At 59.7% G+C, this 13,128-nt stretch carries 13 protein-coding genes; 4 read left to right on the top strand and 9 right to left on the bottom strand.

Annotation, left to right across the window (positions count from 1 at the left end; genetic code table 11):
• Positions 1 to 80 precede the first annotated feature (80 nt).
• On the bottom strand, positions 81 to 800 hold the full coding sequence (locus tag ACW9JC_RS04705; protein ID WP_457453879.1) for a response regulator transcription factor: 720 nt from the start codon (positions 798 to 800) through the stop codon (positions 81 to 83).
• Between the two features lie 176 nt (positions 801 to 976).
• Between ACW9JC_RS04705 and ACW9JC_RS04700 the strand changes: the two genes are divergently transcribed.
• On the top strand, positions 977 to 2,509 hold the full coding sequence (locus ACW9JC_RS04700) for an ATP-binding protein (RefSeq protein ID WP_457453877.1): 1,533 nt from the start codon (positions 977 to 979) through the stop codon (positions 2,507 to 2,509).
• Between the two features lie 179 nt (positions 2,510 to 2,688).
• On the opposite strand, the gene ACW9JC_RS04695 is transcribed toward ACW9JC_RS04700, so the two are convergent.
• The 4 genes from ACW9JC_RS04695 to glyQ all read right to left on the bottom strand — a co-directional run bounded on the left by ACW9JC_RS04695 (position 2,689) and on the right by glyQ (position 7,080).
• Positions 2,689 to 3,468, bottom strand: coding sequence for a lysophospholipid acyltransferase family protein (locus ACW9JC_RS04695; protein WP_457453876.1), 780 nt, complete (start codon positions 3,466 to 3,468; stop codon positions 2,689 to 2,691).
• A 67-nt stretch (positions 3,469 to 3,535) separates the two neighbouring features.
• Positions 3,536 to 4,069: a D-glycero-beta-D-manno-heptose 1,7-bisphosphate 7-phosphatase gene (gene gmhB, locus ACW9JC_RS04690; protein ID WP_419712666.1), complete on the bottom strand. Its 534-nt coding sequence runs from the start codon at positions 4,067 to 4,069 to the stop codon at positions 3,536 to 3,538.
• Positions 4,070 to 4,075: 6 nt separating this feature from the next.
• Positions 4,076 to 6,130 carry a glycine--tRNA ligase subunit beta gene (glyS, locus tag ACW9JC_RS04685; RefSeq protein ID WP_457453875.1) on the bottom strand — a complete coding sequence of 685 codons (2,055 nt, stop codon included), beginning with the start codon at positions 6,128 to 6,130 and terminating at the stop codon, positions 4,076 to 4,078.
• Positions 6,127 to 7,080, bottom strand: a complete 954-nt coding sequence (gene glyQ, locus ACW9JC_RS04680) for a glycine--tRNA ligase subunit alpha (protein WP_003213601.1) — start codon at positions 7,078 to 7,080, stop codon at positions 6,127 to 6,129. The genes glyS and glyQ overlap by 4 nt, the downstream gene beginning before the upstream one ends.
• A gap of 81 nt (positions 7,081 to 7,161) precedes the next feature.
• Between glyQ and tag the strand changes: the two genes are divergently transcribed.
• The 3 genes from tag to ACW9JC_RS04665 all read left to right on the top strand — a co-directional run bounded on the left by tag (position 7,162) and on the right by ACW9JC_RS04665 (position 8,958).
• Positions 7,162 to 7,719: a DNA-3-methyladenine glycosylase I gene (gene tag / locus ACW9JC_RS04675; protein ID WP_457453873.1), complete on the top strand. Its 558-nt coding sequence runs from the start codon at positions 7,162 to 7,164 to the stop codon at positions 7,717 to 7,719.
• Between the two features lie 40 nt (positions 7,720 to 7,759).
• The gene (locus tag ACW9JC_RS04670; protein WP_338583971.1) at positions 7,760 to 8,647 is read left to right on the top strand and encodes a lysophospholipid acyltransferase; all 888 of its coding nucleotides are present in this window, start codon (positions 7,760 to 7,762) and stop codon (positions 8,645 to 8,647) included.
• Between the two features lie 71 nt (positions 8,648 to 8,718).
• The gene (locus ACW9JC_RS04665) at positions 8,719 to 8,958 is read left to right on the top strand and encodes a PilZ domain-containing protein (protein WP_457453871.1); all 240 of its coding nucleotides are present in this window, start codon (positions 8,719 to 8,721) and stop codon (positions 8,956 to 8,958) included.
• Here the strand turns inward: ACW9JC_RS04665 and ACW9JC_RS04660 are convergent.
• The 4 genes from ACW9JC_RS04660 to fmt form a co-directional block, all read right to left on the bottom strand.
• The gene (locus tag ACW9JC_RS04660; protein WP_457453870.1) at positions 8,949 to 9,266 is read right to left on the bottom strand and encodes a tetratricopeptide repeat protein; all 318 of its coding nucleotides are present in this window, start codon (positions 9,264 to 9,266) and stop codon (positions 8,949 to 8,951) included. The genes ACW9JC_RS04665 and ACW9JC_RS04660 overlap by 10 nt on opposite strands.
• Before the next feature lie 177 nt (positions 9,267 to 9,443).
• A complete protein-coding gene (gene trkA / locus ACW9JC_RS04655) occupies positions 9,444 to 10,820 on the bottom strand; it encodes a Trk system potassium transporter TrkA (protein WP_338583973.1) in 1,377 nt (458 codons plus the stop codon).
• Between the two features lie 21 nt (positions 10,821 to 10,841).
• Positions 10,842 to 12,152, bottom strand: a complete 1,311-nt coding sequence (rsmB, locus tag ACW9JC_RS04650) for a 16S rRNA (cytosine(967)-C(5))-methyltransferase RsmB (RefSeq protein WP_457453869.1) — start codon at positions 12,150 to 12,152, stop codon at positions 10,842 to 10,844.
• Positions 12,149 to 13,108: a methionyl-tRNA formyltransferase gene (fmt, locus tag ACW9JC_RS04645; RefSeq protein WP_457453868.1), complete on the bottom strand. Its 960-nt coding sequence runs from the start codon at positions 13,106 to 13,108 to the stop codon at positions 12,149 to 12,151. Before fmt ends, rsmB begins: the two co-directional genes overlap by 4 nt.
• Positions 13,109 to 13,128 lie beyond the last annotated feature (20 nt).

Genomic DNA, 13,128 nt, shown 5'->3' with positions numbered 1-13,128 from the left:
TTCAGGCCTCCCGCCAAACGAAAAGGCCAACGCTTATGCGTTGGCCTTTTTTATTGCCGATAGATTAATGATCCACAGCCCTATTCAATAGTTGCAGCCACACTCTCCAACCGATACCCGTATCCATAGATAGTCAGCAACTGCCAGCCACGGTCGGCAGTCAATCCCAGCTTATTGCGCAACCGGTAGATGTGGGTATCCAGAGGACGCGAAGAAACCATCTCTTCATGAGTCCAGAATCGCTGATAAAGATACTCCCGGGACAACGGCCGACCCAGATTGGTGAACAGGCAGCGAGCCAAACGGTATTCCCGTTCTGTCATGACGATGGGGCTGCCGGCGCGATTGACGGTGAGCTCGGCATCGTCGAACACCAGGTCGTTGAAACTCAGCACTTCGGTTGCCGCGCTGCGTTGTTGACTGTGTCGGCGCAACACCGCAGCGACACGCGCTTTCAATTCATTGGGACGGAAGGGTTTGCTGACATAGTCATCGGCCCCGGCGTTCAAGGCCTGAACGATGTCGTTTTCGCCATCGCGGCTGGTGAGCATGATGGCAGGGGGAGGGACTTCCATGTGTTCGCGGGTCCAGCACAAGAGCTCTATCCCGGTGAGGTCCGGCAGTTGCCAGTCTAGGATCAACAAGTCGAAGGTGTTCCGGCGCAGTTCCCGCAACAGGTCTTCTCCCCTCTCAAAGCTGTGCAGGGACCAGTCATCTTCCTCAGGCTGGCTCATCTGATGGAGAGTCTGTTCCACCCGGCGCAATTCAGCCGGTTCGTCGTCCAGTATCGCAACACGCATGTGCGGTAATTCCTTGGGCTCAGGGAGCATTCCGCTGTGAATAAGACAATAGCGACTCGCAGGGGAGAGTCAAAGTAAGCGGCTCGCCGTTGGTCGACGTCCGCTATGATTCTTCACATCCATGTCCTCCTCAGACCAGTGGCCTATGAAACCATTCACCCTTCTCAGCCCTTTCCATGAATAGCCCGCGTTCCCACGAAAGTCGCGAACCGAGTCAGGTTCAGGGATTGTTTCGGCAATTGGTGCGCGAATGGCTGTGGATAAGCCTGGTGCTGCTGCCATTGACCGCGCTGTTGTCCTATCGCACGCAAATTAACCTGCGCGACGCAACGCCAAGCCTGAGCGCAGCACTTTCGGTGCTGCTGGTGATTTTCGTGCTTGGGCTATTGCTGTGGCGTCCGCGTCTGGCGCTTTGGGTGACATTGGTGGGCATCGCTGCGGCGTTACTCACAAGCTTCGGTCTGGCAGAGACGCGAAGGTGGTGGTCACCCACACCCGCTGTGCTGGGAATACTGTTTGGATACCTGATCTGGAACTGGCGGCGACTGAGCGTAGTGCTCACTTATTTCGGCTGGGAACTGTCGCGCCTGGACAGTGAGCCGAAAGTATTTCCCGAACGTCGTCGCGCACAGTTTTCCGGCACCGATCGTTTGCAGGGACAAATCATGGCCCTTGAGCAAGCCATGAGCCGCACCCGCGACACCCGACGTTTTATCGCTGACGGTCTGGAGTATTTACCGGTCGCTACCCTGATCAGTGATCCACGGGGCCGCATTCTATTGGGCAACCGCAACGCCCGGGAGCTGTTTGGCAGCGATCTGGTTGGCGCCGATGTTCTTGATCAGTTGGCATTACTTGGTTATCCGCACATCGGCAGCGAGTCAGCCCCGCAGCTAACCACCCTGCCGCTGCTGGAGTTTCGCGATCACAAGGAACGCAGCCTGCGTTTGGAGCGCGCGGCACTGCTGCCAGAGGACGGTGAATTGCCGATTGGCTGGCTGCTGAGCCTGACTGATCTGAGTGCCGAACGCGCCGCCGAAGAACAACGTGGCGTGTTACTGCGCTTTCTCTCCCATGACCTGCGTGCGCCCCATTCAGCGATTCTCGCCTTGCTCGATGTGCATCGCCATCAAGTGGGGGGTGATACGCAGCTGTTCGACCAGATAGACCGACAAGTGCGTCGGGCGCTGGACCTGACCGACGGCTTTGTTCAACTGGCGAAAGCCGAGTCCGAGGCGTATGAATTCCAGCCGAGTCTGTTTGCGATGTTGGTGCTGGACGTATTGGATCAGGCATTGCCGATTGCCCAGCAGAAGCAAATCGAGCTGCTTCAGCAGATTGATGAGCAAGCGCAGGAAAGCATAATCCTGGCAGATCAGGCGTTGCTGACCCGGGCACTGTTCAATCTGCTGGAGAACGCGATCAAGTACAGCGCCAGCGGGACCTGCGTTCGTTTGCTGATCAAGTGCAGCGAGGGATGGCTGATCTGCGAATTGATCGATCAAGGCAAGGGCATCGCCGCAGAGGAATTACCCGCGCTGTTCACTCAGTACCGACGCTTTTCCTCGGCTCAAGGCATCGATGGCGTGGGTCTGGGGCTGTCGATGGTCAAGGCCGTGATGGATCGCCATGGGGGGAGAATCGAGTGTCGGAGCGTGGTGGGAAAAGGCACGTGTTTCAGTTTGCACTTCCCGTTGTTAGAAGAGTGAAACAGCATGATTACGGGCATAAAAAAACCGGCTATATCTGCCGGTTTTTTTGCGCCCGAAAAAAACTTATGCACGTTTTCGCGATTTTTATCAGTTTAACAAATATCTATGTAAATCATCGCGTTAGGAATAATTACGCCGTTTTTACACTAAACGGTACACAGGTTATCCACAGAATCTCAGACAGCCACCTGATCGTTGGAAACAGGTGCTTGCGGCGCTGGTGGCAGCGAGCCCATTTCCCGTTGCATCTGCTCGTTCCAGGCCTGTACGCGATCGTTCAGATCGGCGATGGCGCGCGGTCCGCTACCTTCGGCATACATCGGTGCACCGATGATTACGGTGATGACACCCTGCTTTTTCGCCCAACCGGTTTTCGGCCAGAACTTGCCGGCATTGTGCGCAATCGGCAACACCGGTAGCTCGGCATTGACCGCCAACGCGGTGCCGCCACGAGAGAACTTGCCGATGGTGCCATAAGGAACACGCGTGCCTTCAGGAAAGATCAGTACCCAAACGTTGTCTTTAAGCAGTTCATCACCCTTCTTTGCCACATGCTTGAGCGCCGCTTTCGGGTTGTCGCGGTCGATGGCGATCGGTCGCAGCATGGCCATGGCCCAGCCAAAGAACGGTACAAACAGCAATGAGCGCTTGAGCACCTGGCTCAAAGGCTCGAAGTACGCCGAGAGGAAGAACGTTTCCCAAGTGCTTTGGTGGTTCGACTGAATCACGCAAGGCCGATCCGGTACATTCTCGGCGCCCTTCACTTCGTAGCGGATACCGAGGAACACCTTGCTCAGCCACAAGGCGCAACGGCACCAGTAGACGTTGATGAAGCGATAGCGCGCCTTGAACGGCAGAAAGGGCGCGATAAAAAAACTCAGGCTGCACCACAGCAGGGAACTGGTGCCCAGCAGCAGGTAAAAAAGAAAGGTCCTGATGGCCTGCAGTATCGACATGGCGACGTTTACCGTTACGGTTCAAGCGCACTCCCGAACATTCCTTGGTCAGGATTTCGAAAGAGCTCTAATTGTGGATAAGTTCTGCGGCAATCGCCGCCAGATCGTCGAAAATCAATGTGCCTACCGGGAGGGTCTTGCCCAAAGTCTTTTCGCCTTTCCCGGTCTTTACCAAAACTGGCTGAGAATCGACGGCTTTGGCGGCTTCCAGGTCACCGAGACTATCGCCGACGAACCATAGATTAGTCAGCGACACGTTGTAATGAGCGGCGATGTTTTTCAACATCCCGGGTTTTGGCTTGCGGCAATCGCAGCCATCGTCCGGCCCGTGCGGGCAGTAGACGATCAGGCCGACTTCACCGCCCTGCTCTGCCACCAGTGAGCGCAGGCGCTCGTGCATGGCGTCCAGAGTGGCGATGTCGTAATAACCGCGAGCGATGCCCGACTGGTTGGTAGCGACGGCTACCGTCCAGCCGGCCTTGCTCAACTGCGCGATGGCTTCGATCGAACCGGGAAGCGGAATCCACTCCTCCACCGACTTGATGTAAGCGTCGGAGTCGTAATTGATCACTCCGTCCCGATCGAGAATCAGCAGTTTCAAACAGTCTTACCCCAGCAACGAAATATCGGCGACGCCGAGGAACAGCCCACGCAGACGCGCCAGCAAGGCGTAACGGTTGGCGCGGACCTTGGCATCTTCCGCATTGACCATCACGGCTTCGAAGAACGCATCCACCGGCTCGCGCAGGGCGGCCAGGCGCGCCAGCGATTCGCTGTACTGACGTGCTGCAGCCATCGGCTGGACGGCCTGGTCTGCCTGCTGGATCGCCGAGTACAGGGAGAACTCGTTGGCATTGTCGAAGTACTTGGCTTCCACGACCGTAGGCACCGAGCCTTCGACCTTGCTCAGCAGGTTCGACACACGCTTGTTCACCGCGGCCAGGGCAGCGGCTTCCGGCAACTTGCGGAACGCTTCTACCGCTTGCACGCGCTGGTCGAAGTCCAAGGCGGAACCCGGCTTCAGGGCACGTACCGACAGGTAGGTCGCCACATCGACGCCTTCGTCTTCGTAACGGGCACGCAGACGGTCGAAGATGAACTCCAGCACCGAGTCGTTCAGGCCGGCAGCCTTGACCTTGGCACCGAACGCAGCGACGGCGAAAGCCACGGCATCGTTCAGGTCCAGATCGAGTTGTTTCTCGATCAGGATGCGCAGCACGCCAAGTGCTGCACGGCGCAGGGCGTACGGGTCTTTGCTGCCGGTTGGCAGCATGCCGATGCCGAAGATGCCGACCAGGGTGTCGAGCTTGTCAGCGATGGCCACGGCCGCACCGGTCAGGGTGGACGGCAGTTCGGCGCCAGCACCGCGTGGCATGTACTGCTCGTTCAGCGCCAGTGCGACGTCTTCCGGCTCGCCATCGTTGAGGGCGTAGTAGTAACCGGCGACACCTTGCATCTCCGGGAACTCACCGACCATTTCGGTCGCCAGGTCGCACTTGGACAGCAGGCCTGCGCGAGCAGCCCACGAAGCGTTGCCGCCGATGCGCGCGGCGATGTAGGCGGCCAGTTTGGAAACACGTTCGGCCTTGTCGTAGACGCTGCCGAGTTTTTCCTGGAACACCACGTTTTGCAGGCGCAGGTTGAAATCTTCGAGTTTCTGCTTCTTGTCTTGCTTGAAGAAAAACTCGGCGTCGGTCAGGCGTGGACGAACCACTTTTTCGTTACCGGCGATGATTTGCTGCGGGTCTTTGCTTTCGATGTTGGCCACGGTAATGAAACGTGGCAGCAACTTGCCGTCGGCATCCAGCAGGCAGAAGTATTTCTGGTTGTCCTGCATGGTGGTGATCAGGGCTTCTTGCGGCACGTCGAGGAAGCGCTCCTCGAACGAGCACACCAGCGGCACTGGCCATTCGACCAGCGCAGTCACTTCGTCGAGCAGGGCCGGTGGCACGATCGCGGTGCCTTCCTGGCGGGTCGCCAGTTCTTCGGTGCGCTTGCTGATGATTTCGCGACGCTCGTTGGCATCGGCCAGTACATAAGCGGCACGCAGATCAGACAAGTAGCTCGACGGCGAACTGATGCGCACGTTTTCCGGATGATGGAAGCGGTGACCACGGGAATCGCGACCGGCCTTCTGGGCGAGGATGGTGCAGTCGACGACCTGGTCACCGAGCAGCATGACCAGCCACTGGGTCGGACGCACGAACTCTTCCTTGCGAGCGCCCCAACGCATGCGTTTCGGGATCGGCAGGTCGTTCAGCGAATCTTCGACGATGGTCGGCAGCAGGCTTGCGGTCGGCTTGCCGGCGATGCTTTGGCTGTAGCGCAGTTTCGGGCCGCTCTGATCGATTTCGCTCAGGTCGACGCCGCACTTCTTGGCAAAGCCCAGTGCCGCTTGGGTCGGGTTGCCTTCGGCATCGAATGCCGCCTGACGTGGCGGGCCATCGAGGTTGATGCTGCGATCCGGCTGCTGGGTGGCCAGCGAGGTGATCAGCACGGCCAGACGGCGCGGCGCGGCATAAACGGTTTTGGTCTCGTAGTTCAGGCCGGCAGCTTGCAGGCCCTTGTCGATACCGGCGAGAAACGCCTCGGCCAGCGTATTCAGGGCCTTGGGTGGCAGTTCTTCAGTGCCCAGTTCAACCAGAAAATCCAGAGCACTCATTGTGCAGCCTCCAGCTTGGCCAGTACTTCGTCACGCAGGTCCGGGGTCGCCATCGGGAAGCCGAGCTTGGCGCGAGCCAGCAGGTAGGCTTGCGCAACGGAACGCGCCAGGGTGCGCACACGCAGAATGTATTGCTGACGCGCTGTTACCGAGATCGCCCGGCGCGCATCCAGCAGGTTGAAGGTATGGGAAGCCTTCAACACCATTTCGTAGCTCGGCAACGGCAGCGGCTGGTCGAGTTCGATCAGGCGCTTGGCTTCGCTTTCATAGAAATCGAACAGCTCGAACAGCTTCTCGACGTTGGCGTGTTCGAAGTTGTAAGTGGACTGCTCCACTTCGTTCTGGTGGAACACGTCGCCGTAAGTCACTTTGCCGAACGGACCGTCAGCCCAGACCAGGTCGTAGACTGAGTCCACGCCTTGCAAGTACATGGCCAGACGCTCAAGACCGTAGGTGATCTCGCCGGTCACCGGGTAGCACTCGATGCCGCCCGCTTGCTGGAAGTAAGTGAACTGCGTCACTTCCATGCCGTTGAGCCAGACTTCCCAGCCCAGACCCCAGGCGCCGAGGGTCGGCGATTCCCAGTTGTCTTCGACGAAACGGATGTCGTGGACCAATGGGTCCAGGCCGACGTGCTTGAGCGAGCCCAGGTACAGTTCCTGGAAGTTGTCCGGGTTCGGCTTCAGGACTACCTGGAACTGATAGTAGTGCTGCAGACGGTTCGGGTTTTCGCCGTAGCGGCCGTCAGTCGGACGACGGCTTGGCTGCACGTAGGCGGCGTTCCAGGTTTCCGGGCCAATGGCGCGCAGGAATGTTGCAGTGTGGAAAGTGCCGGCGCCTACTTCCATATCGTAGGGCTGAAGTACCACACAACCTTGCTCGGCCCAGTATTGCTGGAGGGCGAGGATCAAGTCTTGGAAGGTACGCACGGCTGGCGTAGGCTGGCTCACGAAATTCACCTGTTTCTTGGGCTGCGATTTAAAGAGCGGGAGTATACCCGATTCATTGCTGCGCACGCCCCCTGGAGCCTTATGCCACGCTGCTTTTGGTGTTCCGAAGATCCGCTGTACATGGCTTATCACGATCAGGAGTGGGGCACGCCGCTACGCGATGCGCAGGGTTTGTTCGAGTTGCTTTTGCTCGAAGGGTTCCAGGCCGGCCTTTCCTGGATCACTGTGCTGCGCAAGCGTGAGCATTATCGTCAGGTGATGTTTGGCTTCGACGTGCAGCGCGTGGCGCAGATGAGCGATGCGGAAATCGATGAATTGATGCTCGATCCGGGCATCATCCGCAACCGCCTCAAGCTCAATGCGGCCCGACGCAACGCCCAGGCCTGGCTGGCGCTGGAGGACCCGGTGGCGTTTCTCTGGTCCTTCGTCGGCGGTACGCCCGTGATCAATCATTTCAAGGATCGCAGCGAAGTCCCGGCCGTCACGCCGACCGCCGTGGAGATGAGCAAAGGTTTGAAAAAGGCCGGCTTCACGTTTGTCGGACCGACCATTTGCTACGCGCTGATGCAGGCTTCGGGCATGGTCATGGACCACACGCAGGATTGCGACCGCTACGCGCAGCTGGCGAACGGCGGTTAGAATGGCCGGTTCACGCACAGCACAAGATCAGGAGTGACCTGTGGATAAGTTTAAAGGCGCCTTGCTGGTAGGCGCTCTGCGGCTGTTTGCCCTGCTCCCGTGGCGAGCGGTGCAGGCCGTGGGCTCGGCGATTGGCTGGATGATGTGGAAATTTCCCAACCGTTCCCGCGACGTGGTGCGGATCAACCTGTCCAAATGCTTTCCGGACATGGACCCCGCCGAGCGCGAACGTCTGGTAGGCCAGAGTCTGAAGGACATCGGCAAGTCCCTGACCGAAAGCGCCTGCGCCTGGATTTGGCCGGCCCAGCGCTCCATCGATCTGGTGCGCGAAGTCGAAGGTCTCGATGTATTGAAAGACGCCCTCGCCTCTGGCAAAGGCGTGGTCGGCATCACCAGCCACCTGGGCAACTGGGAAGTGCTCAACCACTTCTATTGCAGCCAATGCAAACCGATCATTTTCTACCGCCCGCCAAAATTGAAGGCGGTGGACGAGTTGCTGCAGAAGCAGCGGGTACAGCTTGGCAACAAAGTGGCCGCGTCCACCAAGGAAGGCATCCTCAGCGTCATCAAGGAAGTGCGCAAAGGTGGTGCAGTGGGCATTCCTGCTGACCCGGAACCGGCCGAATCCGCCGGGATCTTTGTGCCGTTCTTCGCCACCCAAGCGCTGACCAGCAAGTTCGTACCGAACATGCTCGCCGGCGGCAAAGCGGTCGGCGTGTTCCTGCATGCGCTGCGCTTGCCGGACGGTTCTGGCTACAAAGTGATCCTGGAAGCTGCACCCGAAGCCATGTACAGCACCGACACCGCCGAATCCTGTGCAGCCATGAGTAAAGTGGTCGAGCGCTATGTGCGGGCTTATCCGAGTCAGTACATGTGGAGCATGAAGCGCTTCAAGAAGCGTCCACCAGGTGAAGAACGCTGGTATTGAGTTGGTTGGCATGATCTGTGGATAACCTTGACTCGAGGTTATCCACAACCGTTCATTCAAGGGCGCAGTAGATGTCCGAACATCGCAAATCATTTCGCATCAAGATTACGCACGAAAGCCTTGGCGAATGCCTGGGCCAGACGCGCAATCTTTCGACCACGGGTGTCTACGTCAAGCATCCGGCACTGTCCTCTCTACCCAGAGGCGCGGTGGTCTACGGCCAGGTTCAGGACTTACCCACAGGCGCGCCGCGAGTGCGTATGGAAGTGGTGCAGGTGGACGCCGAGGGTATCGGCTTGCGTTACCTCTGATCAGCGCGATCGAGCTTTTTCAGAAACACCGTCATTTCCTTCTCTGCCTGCTTGTCGCCATGGTTGCGGGCGACTTCCAGACCCTGTTCCCAAGCCAGGCGCGCGGCTGCATGGTCCGCCAGTGCCAGATGGGCCTTGCCCAGTAGTTTCCAGGCCGCCGAATACTTCGGATCGATCTCGACGCAGCGCTGGAAATGCTCGGCAGCCTTGGCGTTTTCACCCAGATCCAGATATCCCTTGCCCAGGCCGAAGCGCAGCAATGAGTTATCCACACCTTTGGCGAGCATTTTTTCCAGGGATTCGATCATCGGTGGATTCCTTTTCTGCGGGTGTCAGGGGATATTTTTTTTGCCTTTGACGCCGCCATCGCTGGCAAGCCAGCTCCCACAGGGTTCTTTGGTGTACATCATATTGTAAACAACCAAAAAACTGTGGGAGCTGGCTTGCCAGCGATAGGGCCTATGCAGGTACTGAAAAAATCAGGATCAGAAGAAGCTCAACCCCACATGGAACAGCTTCTCCACATCGCGAATATGCTTTTTATCCACAAGGAACAAAATCACATGGTCGCCGGTTTCGATCACGGTGTCGTCGTGGGCGATGATCACTTCTTCGTCGCGAATGATCGCGCCAATGGTGGTGCCCGGCGGCAGGCCGATGTTCTCGATGGCCTTGCCGATGACCTTGCTGGATTTCGAATCGCCATGGGCAATGGCCTCGATGGCCTCTGCCGCGCCCCGGCGCAGTGAATGCACGCTGACGATATCGCCACGGCGCACGTGGGCCAGCAAGGTGCCGATGGTCGCCAGTTGCGGGCTGATGGCTATGTCGATGTCGCCGCCCTGGATCAGATCGACGTAGGCCGGGTTGTTGATGATGGTCATCACCTTCTTCGCGCCAAGGCGCTTGGCCAGCAGCGACGACATGATGTTGGCTTCGTCATCGTTGGTCAGGGCCAGGAACAGATCGGCGTCGGCAATGTTCTCTTCCAGCAGCAGGTCGCGATCCGAGGCGCTGCCCTGCAACACCACGGTGCTGTCGAGGTGGTCCGAGAGATGGCGGCAACGTGCCGGGTTCATCTCGATGATCTTCACCTGGTAACGGCTTTCGATGGCCTCGGCCAGACGTTCACCGATCTGCCCGCCACCGGCAATGACGATGCGTTTGTAGGTCTCGTCGAGACGACGCATTTCACTCATCACCGCGCGAATGTTCGCTTTGGCGGCGATGAAAAATACTTCGTCGTCGGCCTCGATCACCGTATCGCCTTGCGGCAGGATCGGCCGGTCGCGACGGAAAATCGCGGCCACGCGGGTTTCGACGTTCGGCATGTGCTCGCGCAACTGCCGCAGCTGCTGGCCCACCAACGGCCCGCCGTAATAAGCCCGCACCGCCACCAGTTGCGCCTTGCCTTCGGCGAAGTCGATCACCTGCAAGGCGCCCGGATGCTGGATCAGGCGCTTGATGTAGTTAGTCACCACTTGTTCCGGGCTGATCAGCACGTCTACCGGAATCGCTTCGTTCTGGAACAGCTGTTCTTCGCGGGTCAGGTACGCGGCTTCGCGCACCCGGGCGATTTTGGTCGGGGTGTGGAACAAGGTGTGGGCGACTTGGCAGGCGACCATGTTGGTTTCATCGCTGTTGGTCACGGCGACCAGCATGTCGGCGTCGTCGGCCCCGGCCTGGCGCAGCACGGTCGGGAACGAGCCGCGACCTTGTACGGTGCGGATATCCAGCCGATCGCCGAGGTCACGCAGGCGTTCGCCATCGGTGTCGACCACGGTGATGTCGTTGGCCTCGCTGGCCAAGTGTTCCGCCAGCGAACCGCCGACCTGCCCTGCGCCGAGGATGATGATTTTCATCCAGTCACTCCCTTAAACCGGTTAACCGCGCGCGGCGGCAATCTTGATCAGCTTGGCGTAGTAGAACCCGTCATGTCCGCCTTCCTGGGCCAGCAACTGGCGACCATGGGGCTGCTTGATGCCGGCCGCCGTGGCGAGGTCCAGTTCGCGGGCGCCCGGTGTGCGGGCGAGGAAGGCTTCGATGACTTCGGTGTTCTCGGTCGGCAATGTGGAGCACGTGGCGTAGAGCAGAATGCCGCCCACCTCGAGAGTTATCCACATGGCGTCGAGCAACTCGCCTTGCAGCACCGCCAGTGCGGCGATGTCGTCGGGCTGACGGGTCAGCTTGATGTCCGGGTGACGGCGAATCACGCCGGTGGCCGAGCACGGCGCGTCCAGCAGGATGCGTTGGAACGGTTTGCCATCCCACCACGCCTGGGTGTCGCGGCCGTCGGCGGCGATCAGTTCAGCGCTGAGCTTGAGGCGTTCGAGGTTTTCGCGAACCCGCACCAGACGCTTGGCTTCCAGGTCCACCGCCACCACGCCGGCCAGTTGCGGCTCGGCTTCGAGGATGTGGCAAGTCTTGCCGCCCGGCGCGCAGCAGGCGTCGAGCACCCGCTGGCCGGGTGCGAGGTCGAGCAAATCAGCGGCCAGTTGCGCGGCTTCGTCCTGCACACTGATCCAGCCTTCGGCAAACCCCGGCAGGCTGCGCACGTCGGCGGCGGCTTCGAGGACGATGCCATCGCGGCTGTAAACGCACGGTGTGGCGGCGATGCCAGCGTCGGTCAGCAAGCCGAGATAAGCATCGCGGCTGTGATGGCGGCGGTTGACCCGCAGAATCATCGGCGGATGCGCGTTATTCGCCGCGCAGATGGCTTCCCATTGCTCTGGCCAGAATGCTTTCAAGGATTTTTGCAGCCAACGCGGGTGGGCGGTGCGCACCACCGGATCGCGTTCCAGTTCGGCAAAAATCGTTTCGCTTTCGCGCTGAGCGTTACGCAGCACGGCGTTGAGCAGGGCTTTGGCCCAAGGCTTTTTCAGTTTGTCGGCGCAACCGACAGTCTCACCGATAGCGGCGTGAGCCGGAACGCGGGTGTAGAGCAATTGGTAGAGGCCAACCAGCAGCAGCGCCTCGACATCGGCGTCAGCGGCCTTAAATGGTTTCTGTAGCAACTTGGCCGCCAGCGCCGACAAACGCGGCTGCCAGCGAGCGGTGCCGAACGCCAGATCCTGGGTGAAACCGCGATCACGGTCCTCGACCTTGTCCAGTTGCGTCGGCAGCGAGCTGTTGAGCGAAGCTTTTCCGCTCAGGACAGCGGCGAGTGCCTTGGCGGCGGCCAGACGCGGGTTCATTGAGCGTCCGCCGCTTGACCGAGCACGGTCCCGGTGGCGAATTTCTCACGACGGCTGTTGAACAGGTCGCTGAAGTTCAGTGCCTTGCCGCCGGGCAATTGCAGGCGAGTCAGGCACAACGCCTGTTCGCCGCAGGCGACGATCAGGCCGTCCTTGCTGGCGCTGAGGATTTCACCCGGTGCGCCTTTGCCTTCGGCCAGGTTCGCCGCCAGCACTTTCAGGGCTTCGCCGTTCAGCGTGCTGTGGGTGATCGGCCACGGGTTGAAGGCGCGGACCAGACGCTCCAGCTCAACCGCCGGGCGAGTCCAGTCGATGCGCGCTTCTTCCTTGTTCAATTTGTGCGCGTAGGTGGCGAGGCTGTCGTCCTGCACTTCGCCTTCCAGCGTCCCGGCAGCGAGGCCGGCAATCGCCTGAACTACCGCCGGTGGACCCATTTCGGCCAGACGGTCGTGGAGGCTGCCGCCAGTGTCTTCGGCGCTGATCGGCGTGGTGACTTTCAGCAGCATCGGCCCGGTGTCGAGGCCGGCTTCCATGCGCATCACGGTCACGCCACTTTCAGCGTCACCGGCTTCCACGGCACGCTGGATCGGCGCCGCACCGCGCCAGCGCGGCAGCAGCGAAGCATGACTGTTGATGCAACCCAGACGCGGAATATCCAGTACCACTTGCGGCAGGATCAGGCCGTAGGCGACCACCACCATCAAGTCCGGTTTCAGCGCAGCGAGTTCAGCCTGAGCGTCTTCGTTGCGCAGGGTTGGCGGTTGCAGCACCGGGATGTTGTTTTCCAGGGCCAACTGCTTGACCGGGCTCGGCATCAGTTTTTGCCCGCGACCGGCCGGACGATCCGGTTGGGTGTAGACCGCGACGATCTCGTAAGGGCTGCTCAGCAGGGCCTTGAGGTGTTCGGCGGCGAATTCCGGGGTGCCGGCAAAGACAATGCGCAGTGGCTCAGTCATTCATGAAGTCTCTTGAAAAG

The organism is Pseudomonas sp. SDO5591_S426 (genome assembly GCF_054070755.1).
This window is presented reverse-complemented; position numbering and strand designations above follow the sequence as displayed.